Consider the following 1,330-nt stretch of genomic DNA (forward strand, 5'->3'; position numbering starts at 1 on the left):
CGATTCGGGTTCTAACCCGAATCGCCACTCACGACCAACCCGACCCAGTTATCCACAGCCACCGCTCTTCGCACCCGGCTTATCCACAGATTCGCTTCGCGCCCTCCGTGGCCGCGGGCGAGCGACGATCGTCGACGTGTGCCCACTCACAAACGCTGGTCGGAGGAATCGATCCCGGCCCGACAACGCCCGAGCTGGCCGATCCTGCTGGAGGAACAGCATGGAATCGTCAACACCCGGCAACTTCGCGCCTACGGTCACACGGTCGCCGATCTCGAAGCCAACCTCGAAGCCGGACGCTGGCAACGGGTACTACCGCGCGTTTATGCGATGTTCACCGGCGAACTCTCCAGGTCGGCGAAGATTCACGCCGCCTTGAAGTACGGCGGCGGCCAGGCGATCTTGAGCCACCGCACCGCCGCCGAAGAATGGGGACTGCTGCCGGTCATCGACGGCCCGATCGAGATCACGGTTCCGTACACCTTCTCGGCGGTCTCCTGCCCGCCGTTGGTGATCGTGCACCGCTCGCGAGCACTGCCCTGTATCGCGATCGGCACCCAACCGCCCCGTACCCGCGTCACGGACACGATCGTCGACCTGGCCACCTCACAGAGAACCCCGAAAATGGCGACCAACACGGTCGTCGATCTGGTCAGCCGCAGCAAAACCTCCTTGAAAGCGATGGAGGAATGCGTATTCCTCCGGCCGCCGTTCCGCTATCGGCCCGCGATCAGGTTCGGCCTCGCCCTCCTCGGCGGAGGGCTGATGTCGGCGCTCGAAGTGGAGTACAAGGAAGCGGTCGAAGACGCGCATGGCCTCCCTCAAGGAAGTCGGCAAACTCCTTTCGAGGTGAAGGGCAAAGTCCTCTGGGAAGACGTCACCTACGACTCGCACGGCACCCCGGTGACGGTCAGGCTCGACGGCCGGGCCACCCACTCGATCGCGGATGTCGCTTTCCGGGACCGGCAGCGGGACAACGCGGCGGAACTCGCCGACCGGGCGCGGCTCGTCTACGGATGGCACGACGTCCGGACGTCACCCTGCGAAGTGGCGTCAGAGGTCCGCACCGTCCTCGTCCGTGAAGGCTGGGACTCGGCAGGCGGCCGCGCCCCGACGTGCCGGAAGTGCGGGGGTGGGTGAGGGCGGCGGGCCAGTGGGAAGGGCCAGGGCGGGGCGGGGCGGGAGCGAGGGCGGCGGTGGGGCGTGGGGGGGGGGGGGGGGGGGGGGGGGGGGGGGGGGGGGGGGGGGGGGGGGGGGGGGGGCGGGGGGGGGGGGGGGGGGGGGGGGGGGGGGGGGGGGGGGGGGGGGGGGGTGGGGGGGGGGGGGGGGG

General features: G+C 69.8%; 1 protein-coding gene. It reads left to right on the forward strand.

The genetic code is table 11. The annotated features are described in order from the left end of the window. Positions 1-138 precede the first annotated feature (138 nt). Positions 139-1,140: a hypothetical protein gene (locus ACLJRM_RS44205; protein WP_410666448.1), complete on the forward strand. Its 1,002-nt coding sequence runs from the start codon at positions 139-141 to the stop codon at positions 1,138-1,140. Positions 1,141-1,330: the final 190 nt, after the last annotated feature.

Origin of the sequence: Amycolatopsis sp. lyj-84 (assembly GCF_046549075.1) — a bacterium.
In the GTDB taxonomy this organism is placed as follows: Bacteria; Actinomycetota; Actinomycetes; order Mycobacteriales; family Pseudonocardiaceae; genus Amycolatopsis.